The 16,099-nt window shown below is 39.9% G+C and carries 16 protein-coding genes; 11 read left to right on the top strand and 5 right to left on the bottom strand.

The genetic code is table 11. The features are described 5' to 3' along the window. Positions 1-16 precede the first annotated feature (16 nt). Both FN960_RS09405 and FN960_RS09400 read left to right on the top strand, forming a co-directional pair. Complete coding sequence (locus FN960_RS09405) at positions 17-847, top strand: purine-nucleoside phosphorylase (protein ID WP_143848465.1); 831 nt, start codon at positions 17-19, stop codon at positions 845-847. 15 nt (positions 848-862) lie between these two features. Further along, complete coding sequence (locus tag FN960_RS09400; RefSeq protein WP_143848464.1) at positions 863-2,191, top strand: pyrimidine-nucleoside phosphorylase; 1,329 nt, start codon at positions 863-865, stop codon at positions 2,189-2,191. Between the two features lie 52 nt (positions 2,192-2,243). On the opposite strand, the gene FN960_RS09395 is transcribed toward FN960_RS09400, so the two are convergent. From FN960_RS09395 to phaQ, 3 genes are all read right to left on the bottom strand, one after another. Next, positions 2,244-2,984 carry an SDR family NAD(P)-dependent oxidoreductase gene (locus tag FN960_RS09395; RefSeq protein ID WP_143848463.1) on the bottom strand — a complete coding sequence of 247 codons (741 nt, stop codon included), beginning with the start codon at positions 2,982-2,984 and terminating at the stop codon, positions 2,244-2,246. A gap of 126 nt (positions 2,985-3,110) precedes the next feature. Beyond that, a complete protein-coding gene (phaP, locus tag FN960_RS09390) occupies positions 3,111-3,662 on the bottom strand; it encodes a polyhydroxyalkanoic acid inclusion protein PhaP (RefSeq protein ID WP_143848462.1) in 552 nt (183 codons plus the stop codon). A 60-nt stretch (positions 3,663-3,722) separates the two neighbouring features. Beyond that, entirely contained in the window at positions 3,723-4,121 is a 399-nt protein-coding gene (phaQ, locus tag FN960_RS09385) for a poly-beta-hydroxybutyrate-responsive repressor (protein WP_143848461.1), read from the bottom strand. A gap of 280 nt (positions 4,122-4,401) precedes the next feature. Here phaQ and phaR point away from each other — a divergent pair, with 280 nt between their 5' ends. From phaR to FN960_RS09365, 4 genes are read left to right on the top strand one after another with little or no spacing between them, the layout of a single operon-like run. Beyond that, positions 4,402-4,854, top strand: a complete 453-nt coding sequence (gene phaR, locus FN960_RS09380; RefSeq protein WP_143848460.1) for a polyhydroxyalkanoic acid synthase subunit PhaR — start codon at positions 4,402-4,404, stop codon at positions 4,852-4,854. A 54-nt stretch (positions 4,855-4,908) separates the two neighbouring features. Continuing rightward, complete coding sequence (phbB, locus tag FN960_RS09375; RefSeq protein ID WP_143848459.1) at positions 4,909-5,652, top strand: acetoacetyl-CoA reductase; 744 nt, start codon at positions 4,909-4,911, stop codon at positions 5,650-5,652. 20 nt (positions 5,653-5,672) lie between these two features. Further along, the gene (gene phaC, locus FN960_RS09370; RefSeq protein ID WP_438799874.1) at positions 5,673-6,764 is read left to right on the top strand and encodes a class III poly(R)-hydroxyalkanoic acid synthase subunit PhaC; all 1,092 of its coding nucleotides are present in this window, start codon (positions 5,673-5,675) and stop codon (positions 6,762-6,764) included. Positions 6,765-6,807: 43 nt separating this feature from the next. Further along, positions 6,808-7,995 (top strand): acetyl-CoA C-acetyltransferase, encoded by a 1,188-nt coding sequence (locus tag FN960_RS09365; protein ID WP_143848715.1) that lies wholly within the window; start codon positions 6,808-6,810, stop codon positions 7,993-7,995. A gap of 1,383 nt (positions 7,996-9,378) precedes the next feature. On the opposite strand, the gene FN960_RS09360 is transcribed toward FN960_RS09365, so the two are convergent. Beyond that, entirely contained in the window at positions 9,379-10,131 is a 753-nt protein-coding gene (locus tag FN960_RS09360; protein ID WP_143848458.1) for an alpha/beta fold hydrolase, read from the bottom strand. A 792-nt stretch (positions 10,132-10,923) separates the two neighbouring features. Beyond that, a complete protein-coding gene (locus FN960_RS09355) occupies positions 10,924-11,346 on the bottom strand; it encodes a pyridoxamine 5'-phosphate oxidase family protein (protein ID WP_143848457.1) in 423 nt (140 codons plus the stop codon). Positions 11,347-11,513: 167 nt separating this feature from the next. Here FN960_RS09355 and FN960_RS09350 point away from each other — a divergent pair, with 167 nt between their 5' ends. The 5 genes from FN960_RS09350 (at position 11,514) to FN960_RS09330 (ending at position 15,925) form a co-directional block, all read left to right on the top strand. Continuing rightward, a complete protein-coding gene (locus FN960_RS09350; RefSeq protein ID WP_143848456.1) occupies positions 11,514-11,924 on the top strand; it encodes an organic hydroperoxide resistance protein in 411 nt (136 codons plus the stop codon). Between the two features lie 429 nt (positions 11,925-12,353). Further along, the gene (locus tag FN960_RS09345) at positions 12,354-13,133 is read left to right on the top strand and encodes a VLRF1 family aeRF1-type release factor (protein WP_143848455.1); all 780 of its coding nucleotides are present in this window, start codon (positions 12,354-12,356) and stop codon (positions 13,131-13,133) included. A 170-nt stretch (positions 13,134-13,303) separates the two neighbouring features. Further along, on the top strand, positions 13,304-14,197 hold the full coding sequence (locus tag FN960_RS09340) for a TetR/AcrR family transcriptional regulator (RefSeq protein WP_185970988.1): 894 nt from the start codon (positions 13,304-13,306) through the stop codon (positions 14,195-14,197). Beyond that, complete coding sequence (locus tag FN960_RS09335; protein ID WP_143848453.1) at positions 14,187-15,653, top strand: DHA2 family efflux MFS transporter permease subunit; 1,467 nt, start codon at positions 14,187-14,189, stop codon at positions 15,651-15,653. The genes FN960_RS09340 and FN960_RS09335 overlap by 11 nt, the downstream gene beginning before the upstream one ends. A 71-nt stretch (positions 15,654-15,724) precedes the next feature. Beyond that, entirely contained in the window at positions 15,725-15,925 is a 201-nt protein-coding gene (locus FN960_RS09330; RefSeq protein WP_143848452.1) for a DUF2188 domain-containing protein, read from the top strand. Positions 15,926-16,099 lie beyond the last annotated feature (174 nt).

Below are 16,099 nucleotides of genomic sequence, written 5' to 3'. Positions count from 1 at the left end.
AAAAGGAGAGGTACTCATGACAACATTTGTAGAGAAAATAAAAGAATCAGCTGCTTATCTAAATACATTTATAAAGGAAAAGCCTGAAATTGGACTGATCCTCGGATCTGGCCTTGGAGAATTAGCTGATGAGATTGAAGGAGCAGCAAAAATTCCTTATGAGGATATCCCGAACTTTCCAGTCTCTACCGTTGAAGGTCATGCTGGTCAATTAGTTATTGGACAGTTACAAGGTAAAACCGTTGTGGCAATGCAAGGGCGTTTCCACTACTATGAAGGGTATCCGCTTGAACAAGTAACATTCCCTGTACGTGTGATGAAGGAATTAGGTGTTCAGCTTCTATTTGTAACAAACGCTTGTGGTGGAATGAATAAATCATTCCAGCCTGGTGATTTAATGATTATTACAGATCATTTAAATATGACTGGAGTGAACCCATTAATTGGACCAAATGCTCCAGAGCTAGGACCGCGTTTTCCAGATATGAGTCAAGCCTATACAAAAAAATACGTTGATTTAGCATTAGAGACAGCTAAATCCTTAGAGATCAAAGTGCAGCAGGGCGTGTATGCCGGCGTTAGTGGACCTACATATATGACAGGTGCTGAATTAATTATGCTTCGTAATCTCGGTGGAGATGTAGTAGGCATGTCAACCGTGCCTGAGGTCATTGTTGCTAGTCATGCAGGTTTGGATGTATTAGGAATCTCTTGTGTTACGGATATGGCCATTGGTGAAGAAATTGCTGGAATTACGCACGAGGAAGTAATGGAAGTAGCCACTCGCACCAAACCACTCTTTATCAAGCTTGTCAAAGAGTTAGTCGCAAAAGCTAAGCCTGAATAAAAGGGGATACACAAAATGAGAATGGTTGACTTGATTGAGAAAAAAAGAAACGGTGACGCCTTAAGTGAAGAAGAGATTCAGTTTGTCATTCAAGGCTATACGAAGGATGAAATCCCTGATTATCAAATGTCTGCTATGGCGATGGCCATATACTTTCAGGACATGAATGATAAAGAAAGAGCAGACTTAACCATGGCGATGGTTAAGTCAGGTGATGAAATTGACCTTTCTGCGATCGAAGGGATGAAAGTGGATAAGCATTCGACTGGCGGTGTGGGTGACAAAACAACGATTGCACTTGCTCCGTTAGTGGCCTCACTTGGTGTACCTGTTGCCAAAATGTCTGGACGTGGATTGGGCCATACAGGAGGTACGCTGGATAAGCTTGAGTCGATTCCTGGCTTTCATATTGAATTAACGACAGAAGAGTTTATTCAGAACGTCAACAAGAATAAGCTAGCTGTCATTGGCCAAACTGGAAATTTAACACCTGCAGATAAGAAGCTTTATGGCTTACGAGATGTGACAGGAACCGTTAATTCCATACCACTCATTGCGAGCTCCATTATGAGTAAAAAACTTGCTTCAGGAGCGGATGGCATTGTTCTTGACGTAAAGACGGGCACTGGAGCCTTTATGAAAGAGCTTTCTACCTCAAAAGATTTAGCAAAGGCAATGGTCAAAATTGGAACAAAGCTTGGTCGAAAAACAATGGCTGTTATCTCTGATATGAATCAACCACTAGGTTTGGCAGTAGGAAACGCTCTTGAAGTAAAAGAAGCCATTGATATGTTGAAGGGTAAAGGGCCAGAGGATTTACTAGAGCTTTGTTTGACTCTAGGTAGTCACATGGTTGTAATGGCTCAAAAGGCAGATTCAATTGAAGAAGCACGTAAAGCACTTGAACATGCCATTTCATCAGGAAAAGCTTTAGAAACGTTAAAAGTGTTTATAGAGGCACAGGGAGGAGATTCTTCCGTAGTTGATGATGTCACTCAGTTTCCTGAAGCACCATACAAAATAGAAATTAAAGCAACATCAAATGGAATGGTCAAGTCTATTGAAGCAGATCGCATTGGTACGGCAGCTATGATGCTTGGAGCAGGAAGAGCTACCAAAGACGATGAAATTCTTCTTGACGTAGGTCTAATTCTTCAGAAGAAAATAGGCGAGGCTGTAAACGAGGGCGACACCATTGTGACCTTACACAGTCGAAGTGAAGATGTAGGGGACATTGAAAAAATCGTCCAAAAAGCGTATGTGATTGCAAATGAACATATTGAGGCGCCGACCTTAATATATGAAGAAATAACGGCATCATCCGGGACGGGTTTTGCCCTATAAAGGATATAAAAGTAGCTCGAGACATGGCGACGCCTTGCTTCGAGCTTCTTTTTTATAGGGTTACGCCGCCATCGATGCTAAGAATTGTACCTGTAATAAACGATGCCTCATCAGAAGCTAAAAACGCATAGCCGTTCGCAATATCCTGAGGGTCACCAAGGCGCTGTAATAAGGATCGTTCTTTCATTTTTGCTAATACTTTTTCTGGCATGCTTTTGACCATTGGTGTCGAGATGAATCCTGGCGCTACTGCGTTCACGCGAATATTATAACGACCGAGCTCTTTAGCCCATGTTTTGGTCATTCCGTTAACGCCCCACTTGGAGGCTGCATAATTTGTCTGACCGAAGTTACCATAGGTTCCGACAACGGAAGAAGCATTTAAAATCACACCACTTTGTTGATCCTTCATGATTTTTGCTGCAGCCTGCCCAATATGGAATACTCCCATCACATTGACATTTAATACGTTAGTGAACTGTTCCTCTGTCATTTTTAATAGTTGGGCATCGTGTGTAATCCCAGCATTATTAACAACAATGTCAAGTCGATCAAACGCTTCAAGGGTTTTGGCCATTAAATGCTGCACATCTTCGCTACTAGTCACATCTACTGAGATGCCTATTGCTTCACCACCAATGTGTTGTAACGACTTAACTACTGAATCAATGACGTCTTGTTTTAGATCAGCAACAACGACCTTGGCCCCTTCCATACAAAACTTCTCTGCTGTTACTTTCCCAATACCACTTCCAGCGCCAGTAATAATCGCCACTTTATCTTTTAACTTCATGTTGAGTCCTCCTGAACATAGCGTAGTGTACAAGGTATGTGGTTCGATTCCGAAAAAAACGCTCTCGAATGCAATAGCAAGAATAAGAACCCCTGTACCTACAGAGGTCCACTCATCAAGTTGAATTTACTGTTTAAAGAACTTCAGAGCTGTTTGTCTGTTTTGCTCAGCAACCTCTAAAAAACCATTTTGAGATTCTTTTACCTGTTTAGTGAAATTTTCAACTAATGGCGTCAGGTCTTCTCTGTTTTTTTGTTGCTGATCAAGTGTTTTCTTTAAGCTCTCTTGGAATTGCTCCTGTGAGCGGTTCAACATGTTAAAGCCTTCGCGATAGGGTGTCACGGATAGCTGTTGAAATCGATTAATCACTTCGTCAAATCGTTCATTCCATTGATCTGTGGAATTCTTCGCTTCAGAACCGGCTGCCTTTTCAACGTTATCAAGCAGACTTTTTCGTAGCTCAGATCTTAGCTTCTTGTGCTCATCTTGAATCGTATCTAAATGATTTGAGAACTGGTCCCAGTTTTCCTTTTGCTGTTCCATCGCTTTAAGAATAAATTGATCCGCTTCCTTTTGAGAGGAGTAAAATAGTTGAACGGTGTTTGACCATGTATCCCATGCAGAATCAATAAACGTTGCGGCTGTTTGATTTTCTTGCGATTTTTTTGTCGTTGCCATACAAAAATACCTCCTGTTTAAGTGGGATTATATTGTGAATGCAGCCTGGCTGCAGCATCACTACTCTTTGTTATCTTTGGAACGATCCATAAAGGGGTTTGTCATCATGCTTGTATACATTGAAAAGAATTGATCGACTATGGATTGATATTGCTGGAGAGAATCAGCCCATACCTTCAAGTAGTCCTCACCTGCATCCGTTAAAGAATAGATTCGTTTAGCAGGACCTCCCGTAGATGTATCCCAGGATGATCTCACCATATTATCTTTTTCAAGCTGTCTTAATGTTCGATAAACATTTCCTTGATCAATTGAAGTAAAGCCATATTTGGTTAATTGCTCAATTAACTTATAGCCATGAAGATCCCAACTACGTAAGCTTAACAAAAGCATAGGAACCATTAAATTCTTAGGAGTGCTGTTTTTTATCTTATCTTCATTCTTTTTTGCGTCAGTCATCTGTTCACCTACTCAGAAGTATTCATTCATCTATGTGTAATTTACACCTATATGTTAAAGCTGTCAACCTCAGCTTAAAAAAAGATTTCTACGAATTATAAGAGCTTTTGTCAAAATCAATGGGATATGCAAAAAGCCTGTCGTATTATTTGACAATTTGCAAAATTAAAATATTTACTTAAATTATTTATGATATACTCGATGTATTCAGGTGGAAATTGATTCTAACTCATAATTCGTCTGGAAGTAGTGGAAATCTTATTGAAATCAGGAGGTAATAATGAGCGAACAAAAGAACTTTGATCCTTTTACCTTATGGAAAGATATCTACCAGCAGTCAGAATCCTATTGGGGCGGAGTATTGGATGAAAAGATGAAAGAAGATCAGTTCTCAGAATGGATGGGCAAAACACTAGAAATGAACCTCCTTTACAAAAAAGCACAGGATGAAATGACAAATAAGTATCTTGAGCAAGTAAATGTGCCAACAAGATCTGATTTGTCTAATATTGCGTCTTTAGTAGTTAATGTTGAATCAAAAGTAGACCACCTTGAAGATTTAGTAGAAGAAACCGATGTAGCACAGATGAAAGTAGAATTAAAAAGAGAAATGACCCTAATGAAGAAAGACATTAAATCCCTCGATAGTAAGCTAGATAATATTCTAAAAGAATTAAAATCAGCCAACAAAAAACCTCAGAATTCCTCATCTAACGAACAGACATCCAAGTAATGTAGTTGTTGCACGCATGTTCATACCACATTATCATCATATAGGAGTGATATAATGATCGAGTTAACGGACAAAGTAGCAATTGTCACAGGTGGTTCCCGTGGAATTGGCTCAGCCATTTCGTCAGAACTTGCTAAAAACGGAGTGAAAGTAGTGGTGAATTACCGCTCGGATGTTGATGCAGCTAATCACGTTGTAGAAGAAGTGAAAGTAGCAGGCGGAGAGGCTATTGCTGTTAAGGCTGATGTATCGCATAGTGAGGATGTGAGTGAATTAATTGAAACCACATTATCTAAGTTTGGTCAAATTGACTTTCTAATAAATAATGCCGGTATTACAAAGGATCGAACATTTAAGAAATTAAGTCGTGAAGATTGGGACCAAGTGATTAATGTGAATTTAAACAGTGTATATAATACCATCTCAGCTGCTCTTCCATATTTATTAGAATCAGAATCGGGTCGAATCGTAAATATCTCATCCATTATTGGTCAGACCGGGGGATTTGGTCAAACCAATTATTCAGCTGCTAAAGCAGGACTAATAGGATATACAAAATCTCTTGCCCTTGAACTAGCTAGAAAGCAAGTGACAGTGAATGCGGTATGTCCTGGATTCATTGAAACGGAGATGGTTCAGGAAATGCCCGATAAGGTTAGAGAACAGATTATTGCCAGTGTCCCAGTGCAAAGACTTGGTCAGGCACAAGAGATTGCCAGAAGTGTACTTTTTCTATGTAAGGATGGAGAGTACATTACGGGACAACAACTTAATATTAACGGCGGGTTATATATGTAAATTGAGTTTGCCAGTTGATTCTGACGAAGGAGATGTGCAAAATGAGTAAACAGTTTGGGTCAAGTCCATTAACAGATTCTCTTCCTGATTCCTATGCCCGGTTTATACGTGCTGTAGAAGTTGTGACAACGGATGCGGATCCCGAAGTTGGACCGACACCAAAGCAGGTGATTTGGACTAAAAATAAGTCAACACTTTATCGTTTTGTTCCTAATCAGAAAAAAAACTTTCGTGTCCCACTTCTCATGGTGTATGCTCTAATTAACAAGCCCTATATCTTAGATCTTACAAAAGGCAATAGCTTGATTGAATATCTAACTGATCAAGGGTTTGATGTGTATCTTTTAGAATGGGGCGAACCCGGTTTGGAAGATAAAGATATGCAGCTGGATGATTACATAATGGAATATATTCCGAGGGCTATTCGAAAGGTACTTCGGACATCTGGTGCAAAAGAATGCTCCTTATTGGGGTATTGTATGGGCGGGACAATGTCGGCAATTTTTGCAGCTCTTCATCCAGATGTACCCATTAAGAACTTAGTATTTTTAACAAGTCCGTTTGACTTTGAGAATTCAGGATTGTATGGCTCATTTGTAGATGAACGGTATTTTGATATTGATAAGGTAGTGGAAACTCTTGGATTAATTCCTGGGGACATGATTGACTTCGGTAATAAAATGCTTAAGCCCATTACAAATTTTTATGGTCCATACGTAAGTCTAGTTGACCGTGCGGATAATGAAACCTTTATTGAGAGCTGGAAGTTAATGCAGAAATGGGTCTCAGATGGAGTGCCATTTGCGGGAGGAGCATACAAGCAGTGGATTCGAGATTTCTATCAACATAACAAGCTAATTAAAGGTACATTAAAGATTCGTGGAACTCAAGTAGATTTAAAACAAATTAATGCTAGTGTCTTAAACCTAGCAGCTGATCGAGATCATATTGCGCAGCCTCATCAAGTGAAGGCGCTAATGGATGTTATTTCAAGTGAAGATAAGGAATATCGTGCGCTTCCAACTGGCCATGTTTCCGTTGTTTTTGGAAAAAAGGCCGTTGCAATTACGTATCCGACAATTGGTGATTGGCTAGCAGAACGGTCATCCTAGCTTATTAATATGGTAAAAACCTTAAACATGGAGTTGATGAATGATGATTGAGCAGGAAGCAGTAATTGTTAGTGCGGTAAGAACAGCCATTGGAAACTTTGGTGGGACTTTGAAGAACACCCCTGCCACAGCTCTTGGTGCCCACGTCATTCAAAAGGCACTAGAGAAATCCGGAATATCCTCTGACCAAGTAGACGAAGTCATTATGGGAAACGTACTACAAGCAGGTCTAGGGCAAAATCCTGCTAGACAAGCGGCCATTCAGGCTGGAATACCAGAGGAGGTATCGTCACTAACTATTAATAAGGTTTGTGGATCGGGACTTAAAGCGGTACACTTGGCCACCCAATCAATTCTTCTTGGTGAGGCAGATGTTATCGTAGCTGGGGGAATGGAGAATATGAGCCTTGCTCCTTATTTAATGGGGGGAGCTCGTTCCGGTTATCGTATGGGAAATCAAACTGTAGTGGATAGTATGGTTCATGATGGTTTGACCTGCGCATTTAATGAATATCATATGGGTGTGACTGCTGAGAACATTTGTGAACAATATGGATTAACGCGTGAGGAGCTTGACCAATTCGCAGGGCGAAGTCAAGAAAGAGCTGCAGCGGCCATCCAAGCAGGACGTTTTCAAGATGAAATTGTTCCACTTGAGATTCCGCAACGAAAAGGCGAACCCATTTACTTCGCGGAAGATGAATTTCCAAAAGCTGAGTCAAATGCAACAAAGCTAGGGAAGCTACGTCCGGCTTTTAAAAAGGATGGTGTAGTGACAGCTGGTAACTCTTCAGGCATTAACGACGGTGCAGCGGCACTTGTCATAATGAGCCGAAAAAAAGCCGAAGAGCTTAACATCAAACCACTTGCAACCATTCGTTCGAATGCATCGGCTGGTGTGGATCCTAGTGTCATGGGCCTCGGGCCAGTACCGGCTACTAATAAAGCACTGGAGAAAGCTGGTCTTTCAATAGAAGACCTGCACTTAGTTGAGGCGAATGAAGCATTTGCTGCTCAATCACTTGCTGTTAGTCGCGACCTTGGGCTAAACGAGGACGTAGTTAACGTTAATGGAGGAGCTATTGCGCTTGGTCATCCAATTGGCGCAAGTGGTGCTAGAGTTCTCGTCACGCTTGTTCATGAATTAAACCGTAGAGAGCTACAATATGGTTTAGCTACTCTATGTATTGGCGGAGGACAGGGTGTAGCAACCATTATCGAAAGATCATAATATCAAGTGTATAATATGATTTTTCCTTACGCCGAATATTGTGGCAGGGACAAAACTTTATAACTAATAGAAAAGCTGAGGAATGTTGGAGTCAGTTCCATCCATTGTTCAGCTTTTTTGTATTGTCTCTTCAAAAACACTTAGTGTGCATAATTAAATTACATGGAGGGATTAGAGGTTATCTGAATTTCGGCTCTTCGTTGCCGCTCCCGAAAATGGGGGCATGCTTACCGCGGGGAGGTATTGAGCTAACCCGACTACGTCGATTTATCACAATAATGAACCTCTTCATCCCGCAGGTGTGACCCTCCATTTTCATTCGCTTGATGGGGTTACGGGGGATCAAGGATATGAGAAGTGATAGACGTAGAGCCTACATAGTTTTTTTACAAAGGATTGCTAGTATTTAAGCAGATATATGTAAAAGGAGAATTTGGAGGGAATCTGAGAATGGTTCTTCGGCTGCCGCTCCCGAAAATGGGGGCACGCTTACCGCGAGGAGGTATTGAGCTAACCCGACTCCGTCGATTTATCACAATGAACCTCTTCATCCCGCAGGTGTCGGCCCGCCATTTTCGTCCGCTTGGTGAGTGATGGGCATCAAGTTTATGAGAAATGACACACCTAAAGTCTGCATAACTTTCTTACACAGGATTTCTGGTATTCAAGCACATATACGTCCAAGGAGAATTTGGAAGGAATTTGAGAATGGATTCTTCGGCTACGGCCTCAACCCTTGAAGTAAATTGGCTGCGCTTTTGGCTTTCGCGCAGGCACTCCGCTTTTTCGCGCATTTTCCATCATTGGGGTGGGGCTGGTGGTGGATTGGCTGTGCTTACCGACTTACGCACACGTGTTTAGCTAGTCTTCCGGTATATTTTCTGCACTTTGCGATCTACCTCTCATTCCCGATATCCTTGTGACAAGAGAGACCTTGTTCATTTTTCTCGTCATTAAAATAGCATTAATATTTAAGGTAATATGTCTTTTTCAGTAGCCACCTTTTCATCCGCTTGGTGAGTGATGGGCATCAACTTTATGAGGATGATAATTATCTTGTAGCGTGGTTCGATTTTTTTATCAGTAAGATATCGTTCTGTGCAAACCACATATTCTTTTTGACGTATATTAGAAAGAGAATAACTTACCTAAACTCAGAGCTCTCGAATCAGAATGACAGACTGAGTTTAGCACTGAATGAAAAGTAAGCATAAACCAGCGTAGGAAATACACGGAGCCTCCAGTGGGAGCTAAGGCCTAGGTGAGACACTGCAGTGCGTAAGCATAAAGGGGCTCAACAGCCGCCCACAGAAAGCGCAGTATATTTCCGAAGCGGAGCCTCCCCTCTCTTCCTAGCATAGAAGCTCCATACGATACTAGATCTTAAAGTTGATGAATGAATGATTTAACTAGTTTATTGTACACCTGCGGCTCTTCAATATGAGGAACGTGACTTGCACTCGTTAACGTTTTTAGAGTTGAAAAAGGAGCAGACACGTTTGTAGTTAGGGCATTAACATAATAGGTAATTCGATCAAATAAAGATCCAATAACCAATGTGGGTCTGGGGTTTAGGAAAAGGGTATGAGTATAGTTCACACCAACCACGCTGTTTGCTGCGCGTAAGTAGGTATTTCGATTAATTTTGAAGAGCATTAAGCGTAACGCTTCAAAATGTTCCTCTTCCAAAGCTTTATCAAGACATAATGATAAAACATGTCGCTCATAATCTTCATCATTTAATGTATCCAGCTTTGCTCTTCGACCTTCAACAGCCATATAGCCCAAAGAGTACGGAATATAGGAGCTTGTATTAGAAAGGATTAAGGACTGAACCCTATCTGGAGATCTGCGAAGAATTTCCTGTGCAACAATACCTCCAAGTGATAATCCGCAAAAATGAGCCTTAGTAATTTGTAAAGAATCTAATAATGCTAGAATATCTGAAGCAAAGCTTTTTAGGCTGATATCTTCTTCGATGATAGATTCACCATGACCTCTAAGGTCTGGTACGATCACTCTAAAATGTTCTGCTAATTCAAGCTGGAAGGCCCAAGACTCTTTTTTACTTCCTAAGCCATGGATTAAAACCAGAGTCTCTTGGCTTGTATTGCCGATATCGATAAATGAGTACATAATGAACACCCTTTCCCTACTGAATGGTTATACAGTATCGCCTAAATGTTAATCGTCCATTCAGTAAAGCGACATACTATCATTGTTAGTAGTGTATGTGGGTGTAGGAACTTTGCTCTTACGGAAGGAAGGAAAGACTTTTTATCAGAGGCAATAGCAAACAAGAGTAATTTGAGTAATGAAGTTAGGGAACATGGTAAAGCCCTGATGATTGTGTAAACACTGATTTCAATACCTATCTAAACAAGCGGACGAAAATGGAGGCCGACACCTGTGGGATAAAAGGAAGCCACTGAAAAAGTAATTTTATATGATAGTGAATCTTCTTTTAAACAAAAAACAGCCTTATTTCCTTAAAAGGAATGTTGGTCATTTGTCTGATCGGGAACATGAGCGGAAGGAGAAAACGTAGACTCCTACGGAACAGAAACGAGGCAGACCGACATTGAAGTGGCGCCCTTCCACTTCAATGGCTGATGCCGTTCCCATGGAAAGCGAAGTTTTCTCCTGTAGCGGTGCACATTAGCTTAGTTTTAGATGACTTTTTAAGTGGACTCGATGAAAAGGTTCATTGAAATAAGATGGCGGATCCAAATTAGCTCATTACCTTGCCGCAGTAAGTCCCCCCATTTTCGGGAGCGATAGCCGAAGAAACAAAACTAAATTATATACAAGCATGGACTCTATCGGGAACATATAAAAAAACCATTATGTTTGTCTACACATAATGGTTCGGAATATCTTGTAGTTTATACAATCAGTCCCATATTTGAATTTAAGGATGCCCTCTAATTAAATGGAAAGCTCCTGTGGATTTTCACCGGATCGATTCATGAGACGGATGTTTCTTGGTATTAGTTCTAAGAACACTAGCTTTGGGTCTTCCTGCCCATCAAAATATTCATTTAAATGGTCAATCCAAAAACGTTCTTTGGTTTCAGAGTCGCTCCTCATGATAGCTTCTCCTTCAAACTCAATGTACGCATCATTATATCCTTCTCCTGTATAACCTAATAAGACATGGATATTAGAATTGGCTTCTATTTCCTCTGCCTTGTGAGTGTCAATGCTAGTTGGAGTGTATAAAGTTAACCCTTCGTGAAAAAACGTCATATACCTTGAGGATGGTTTATCATTTATCACTGTGGCTAGTGTCCCCGTTGAATGGCGATCCATAATTTGTTCAATTTCTTTTTTTAGTGTCGCTTGATCCATAATAAATACCTCCCATAATTGTTGGTTTCCTTAGTATTCCTGAAAAAGGCCTAATCAAAACATGACATATAGTCATTTGTAAGTAAAAATAATTTAATGTTTAAACTCATGCTTAATTGTGAATAGAATACTGTGTGATAATTTTCAATTAAAGGGAGAGATTCTAGATGGCAGAAGTCGTTTACACTTCAAAAGCAACTGCAGTTGGAGGAAGAGAAGGTCATGTCAAATCGAGTGACTCTAACATTGATATTGATCTTGTAAAACCAGGAACGTCTGGTGGGACAAACCCTGAGCAGTTATTCGCAGCTGGATACTCCTCTTGCTTTGATGGTGCCTTGAACTTGATTGCATCTAAGGAACAAAAGGAAATTGATTCTGAGATTACAGCAGAAGTAAGCTTGGTTAAGGATCCAACAGATGATGGCTTTAAAATTGCTGTTGAGCTAAAAGCATTAATTGGTGGGGTGTCACAAGATGAAGCAGAAGATCTTGTAGAAAAAGCTCATGATTTCTGCCCATACTCAAAAGCAACCCGAGGCAACATAGATGTAACGCTATCAGTTGAAACAAAATAAGAAGTATTATAACAAATCTAAAAGCTGAAGAATGTTGGAGTTCTCTCTATTCATTTTTCAGCTTTTTTATTGCACAAACGAGGATAGTGTCACTCCAGAAATACACTCCGCTTAGGTTAGTAGCAGGTATCTAGGATATACACACGCACACGCAGAGTCTAAGTAACTTTCCTACATAAGAAGTTGGTTTTACTTGGATGTAGCAAGTGAGAGGAATATAGTTCAACTTATTAAGGAAAGCACGTGGCAGACCATTCTACAGCAGTTACATCGTTCGTCTTTTATGATAATGATATAGTTCTTTGTAGTTCTGTCCCATCCGCTTTTTGTGTTGGGAAAGATCGAATATAGGTTTAATAGAACTTTTTAGAAGGTATAATGAATCGTATAGCATTATAAGATTTAACCATTCAAGGAGGGCTATTTAAAATGAATACAGAAGAACTCCAAGAACTAAAGGCTCGACAATGTGAAAATGGGTGCTTAACTATTTATTTAAACACAAATCAGACACAGGTTGACCAAAAAAAGGGCGAATGGAAAATCAGATTAAAAAATGGCTTAAAAAAGCTAGAAGAGTACTTAGATAGCAGTTCGCAAGAAGAAATGAAAACGTACAAAAAAATATCAAAAATTGCTGAAGAGCAAATATTAAATGTTCAAACATCCATGCCACGTTCTTTGCTTTTTATTGGTTCAAACGATGGTGATTGGATTCTAAAGAAGCTACAGGTAACAGTGGAAAACGATTTTAGATGGGAAAGACAACCAGCCCTAGAGCAATTAGAACAAAAAATGACTGATTTCCCTAAAGCGGGTATCCTTCTTATTCAGAAGCAGGATGTTGTAGCCATAGAAACAAGCCTAGGTGAAGTGGAAAATGAATCTACCTATTGCTGGGATGCAGAGTCAGAAGACTGGAAAATGTATCAGGGATCAGGCTCAAGTGAAAGAGTGGGTGCTGCTATTCAAAAGGATCAATTCGATCAACGTTTTGATGCGAATCAACAGCGGTGGTACAAGCAATTAGCTCAAAAAGTACAAAAGAAAGCTAAAAAGAATGGATGGAATGGAATCTATCTAGTGGGATCACCTGATACTACAAGCGAGTTTGAAAAGCAATTAACACTCAACAATGTGGAAGTGATTAAAAAGAATTTAACAAAATTAAAATCTCACCAAATCATTGATGAGTTATTTGCTTCGTAAGGCTGAAGGAATATAATCAAACGAACCGAACAGGCGTATCATACGTGTGTTCGGTTTTTTTGGGCTGAAATATTGACTATATTTCGTGAGTCTAATATAATTTCATGAGTGGAAACTGACCGGTTTTTTTGTGACCGACGAGTTATCGAAAGAAAGTAGGACACATGAAAATGAAACATACGATTATTGATACCGCATTAAAGTTATTCTCTCAAGAAGGATACATGACCACTTCCATGCAGCGTATTGCTGAAGAGTGTAGAATATCCAAAGCCTCACTCTATAAATATTTTGACTCAAAAGAAGACTTATTAATTCAGGTATTTGAAAACAGTCTGCAAAAAATGTTTCAACGAGCTCAAGAGATTACTGTGGATACCTCTCTTTCAAAAAAAGAACGACTGAAACAAAAAATTATGTTAGAGCTCGAAGTGAATCAGGAGCAACGTGTATTTGTTGACCTTATTTTCCGCACGATGCCATTGCATCAAAATCCTAATGTAAAGGAACTGATGAGACGGACCAAGGCAGCACTGCTAAATTGGCATAAACACAGTTTACTTGAAGCATATGGAGAGGATGCTTCTTCTTATATCTGGGATTTGGTCATTGTTTTTCAAGGGACGATGAGAGAATATATTATTCTGATGATGAATGACCATAAAGACATCGACAAAACTCATATTGCAAAGATGCTTATGGCTCATCTGGACATGCTGGTCTACTCAACCAATAAACCAAAAGTTGTGCTAACCTCAGAATTAATGAGTGATTATGAACGATTTAATGTTGAAAAGGAACAGAAGACTGAAGTCGAGCTATTTGAGCAGATGAAGGAACGGTTAATAATAAAGTCCGAGCAGCTCCCGTTTCATACAAAGCAGGAGGTTAAGCAGGCAATTGAACAGTTAAGTCAATATTTTCATGATCCTAAGCAAACCATATTAATTGAAGCGCTATGTCTATACATAGATGCACGCATGCCAATGAAAGAAGAGCGGCAATGGGTAAAACAGCTTTTGAAAAATAGGGAAAATAAAGAAGGTAATCATAATGACAAATAATCAATCTGACCCGTTTATTGGAATAAAGAAATTACCAATTATTGCAGTATTACTTACGGGTGCTTTTATAGCGATTTTAAATCAGACCTTATTAACTACGGCTTTGCCTGTTTTAATGGCTGACTTAAATATTGATGCAAATCTCGGCCAATGGGTAACAACCGCTTTTATGCTAGTTAATGGAGTCATGATTCCTATTACTGCTTTTTTAATTGAGAAGTTTACAACTAGGCGGTTGTTCATTACAGCTATGGGACTGTTTGGTCTAGGGACATTAGTTTGTGCTATGGCTCCTACGTTTGAGGTGCTTATTACGGGGCGAATGATTCAAGCTGCAGGTGCAGGGATTGCCATGCCATTAATGCAAACCGTTTTGCTTCTTATCTTTCCGGTTGAGAAGCGTGGGGCTGCCATGGGGATGGTGGGGCTAGTTATCTCTTTCGCACCGGCCATTGGTCCAACTCTTTCTGGTTGGCTTGTCCAAAGCTATCATTGGTCGATTCTATTTTGGCTGTTAATGCCAATCGTTGTGATTGATATCATTGCTGCGTATCTTTTTCTAAAAAATGTCACCACACAACGCTCACCAAAGCTTGATTCATTATCAATTATTCTATCGTCGATTGGTTTTGGAGGATTATTATTCGGCTTTAGTAATGCTGGAAGTAATGGCTGGACTGATGCGACAGTATTTACACCAATTATTGTTGGTGCGATTACGTTAACTTGGTTTATTTTAAGACAGTTGAAGCTGCCGCAGCCGATTTTAGAATTCCGTGTATTTAAATATTGGGTTTTCACGTTAACAACACTCATTGGTATGATTGTATTTATGTCCATGATTGGTGCGGCAACAATTTTTCCTATTTACATGCAGACAATGCACAACTTCACAGCATTTGAATCAGGACTAATGCTTTTGCCTGGAGCCATTGTGATGGGTATTATGTCTCCAATAACGGGGAGAATATTTGATAAGGTCGGTGCCCGGTATTTAACGATTATAGGTCTTGGGATGATCTTTGTAACCACCTTTCTCTTTACTGATTTAACTGATTCGACGTCGATGACCTACGTAACGGTTGTCTATTCGTTCCGGATGTTAGGTGTTGCCTTAGTAATGATGCCAGTAACAACTGCTGGTATTAATGTTCTACCTAGGCATCTTATTCCTCATGGTACGGCAATGAATAATACGATGCGTCAGATTGCGGGATCGATTGGTACAGCGGTTCTTGTATCAGTGATGACCACCGCAGCCATTAGACATGCAGAAACCGGTGAGATGGGGATGCTAGAGGCTGAGATTAGTGGTGTGAACACTGCTTTTATGGTGGCTACAGGCATTAGCTTTGTGGGCTTTGTTTTAGCATTTTTTATTAAATCAAAGGGAAAACAAACGGAAACCCACGACTCGAAAGCCAGAGAGCAGAAGCCTGCAATTGAACACTCCTAAAAATGAGAGGTTTTTAGACACCTTAATGCGGGAAAACAAATAGTAACACTCATATAAAGGAGAGTTTTACAATGAAGGAATTTAGTGTAGTCCCAAACAAAGATGCGACAACTTGGTTGATTAAAGCGGAGGATGTAGCGCCTGTGCATGAATTTGACAAACGTGATGATGCAGTGGAGAAGGCTAAGGAACTGGCCTCTGAACAAAAGCCAAGTGAGCTTACGATATTTGATTCAAATAACGAAGTACTTGATACACAGGTATTTAATTAAACAGCTAACAATAAGAGGCTGGGACAAATGAATTATTACTAATCTAAAAGCTGAAGAATGTTGGAGTCTCTCCATTCATTGTTCGGCTTTTTTTATTGTCCAAACAAGGATAGATGGTACTCTAGTATACACTTCATACGCTTAAGTATATAAGAATTGGAGATTATCTGAGTT

It is taken from the genome of Alkalicoccobacillus porphyridii (genome assembly GCF_007293315.1).
Classification (GTDB): Bacteria; Bacillota; Bacilli; order Bacillales; family Bacillaceae_D; genus Alkalicoccobacillus; species Alkalicoccobacillus porphyridii.
The sequence above is the reverse complement of the archived record's forward strand: the minus strand, read 5'-3'. Positions and strand labels throughout refer to the sequence as shown.